The organism is Proteiniborus ethanoligenes, assembly GCF_900107485.1.
GTDB classification, from domain to species: domain Bacteria; phylum Bacillota; class Clostridia; order Tissierellales; family Proteiniboraceae; genus Proteiniborus; species Proteiniborus ethanoligenes.
In genome coordinates this window covers 1-1,627 of record NZ_FNQE01000005.1, presented here as the reverse complement: position 1 = coordinate 1,627, position 1,627 = coordinate 1, and the positions used below count along the sequence as shown (strand labels likewise).

At 34.9% G+C, this 1,627-nt stretch carries 1 protein-coding gene and 1 riboswitch; the gene reads right to left on the bottom strand.

The features are described from left to right. A partial coding sequence (locus BLV37_RS14945; RefSeq protein ID WP_208975190.1) for a hypothetical protein occupies positions 1-935 on the bottom strand: 935 nt, incomplete at its 3' end. A 141-nt stretch (positions 936-1,076) separates the two neighbouring features. Continuing rightward, positions 1,077-1,156: riboswitch (cyclic di-GMP riboswitch) on the bottom strand. Between the last annotated feature and the right edge of the window lie 471 nt (positions 1,157-1,627).

Here is a 1,627-nt window from a genome sequence, read left to right as displayed (position 1 = left end):
GGTTCTTCATCTCCCGGTTCTTCGTCTCCTGGTTCTTCATCTCCTGGCTCTTCATCTTCCTCTGGTATTGGAAGCACTATATATCCAAACCAAGAGCCTTTCTTAGGGTCAACTATATTGCCACCATAAGCAGTTTCGTTGCCACCACCCTTACCCTGCTTATTCACAGATAAATGAGTAGTAATATATATATTAGAGCCCTCACTATAATTGCTTAAAAGCTCAGAAATAGTTACTGTAAAATTAGTCTCATTATTAAGGCTACCTTTATAAGGAGCTTGACCAGGTGTAGGTTCCTTTGTTGGTTCTGTATCGAGCACATAGATGTGATACTCTGTTGCTTTCCATCCATTTGTTAATGCGAATGCCAAAGCAATGTCTATATACTTATTCATATCTTCATGGGTGCTTATATCGGCTGTTACATCAACAGAGCCTACATTAATATGCTTTCCTGCCCAAATAATGGAAGTTATGCTTTGGGATTCAACACTTTCCTCATCTTCAGTTCCCATAAAGGCATTTGTCACAATCATATTCTCTTCATTAGAATTTTGGCCTAGTAAGTTTTCTTCGGTTATGCTCTCTTCTTCGTTTGTTACCTCTTCCCCATTATTTCCCTCAGGCAGGTTTGCTGCGTTGGGACTTTCTTCAGCAGTATCTTCCTCTTGCAAGCCTCCTTCATCTTTACCTTCACCTTCTTCTATATTACCCACCACAGGTAAGGTTTCTTCATCGGTAATTTCTCCTACGGTATCTTCTTCTGGTAAACCCTCTTCACTAGCTTCTTCCTCAATTATATTTCCCTCTACAGGGCTTAACTCACCAACATTTCCTTCATTGTCTGCTAAGCTAGGCATGGATGTAGAAAATATCATAGCAAACACTAATCCAAAAACTAATAACAGGTTAAGCTTTTTACTCTTTACTAACATATTTTTTCACTCCTTTCATAAGGTTAACAGGATATAAATAGTCAACAAATTAGGATAATATTTTATGTCATTAATTATAAAATGTGCCTAAAACTTAGGTCTCAAAAACAAAAAACTGCCATGTTATAATATGTTATATAACATAGCAGCTAGACCGTCCTAAAATGTTAGGATACTTTGCTTTGCGCCCTTATGTTACCATAAGTTTGCCTTTTTATGTTTATTATTAATTTGTATTATATTGATACCTCCATTAAAAAATCTTAAACACCTTATTGAAAATAATTTTCAATATCAACATATTTTGTGTTTTCACATGAATTTATATAGTATATATGCATTATTTTATTGACTGAAATATACTTAGATGCGGATTGACCCCTTAATATTGGACAAAAACTCACGAATACTTTCTTTTTCTTAGTTCCTTATATTTTAATGCTTTTTCGCTTTTTTTATTATACATAAATATTTATCCTCATCAAGGGTAAAGGCTACGCCCCTGCTACCGCAGGCCCTTGATTTCAGCTAAATATTTATGTGTGCTTCTCTTAAGCGAAAAACATTAAAGTTTGACTATTAAAGGCTTTGCTGTTCCTTCTAGGGTTCTTTGATAGAATTCCGATGGAGGAATATATCCTAAGGAACCATGAATTCTGATTTTATTATATGATTTCATGTATTCAGCAACT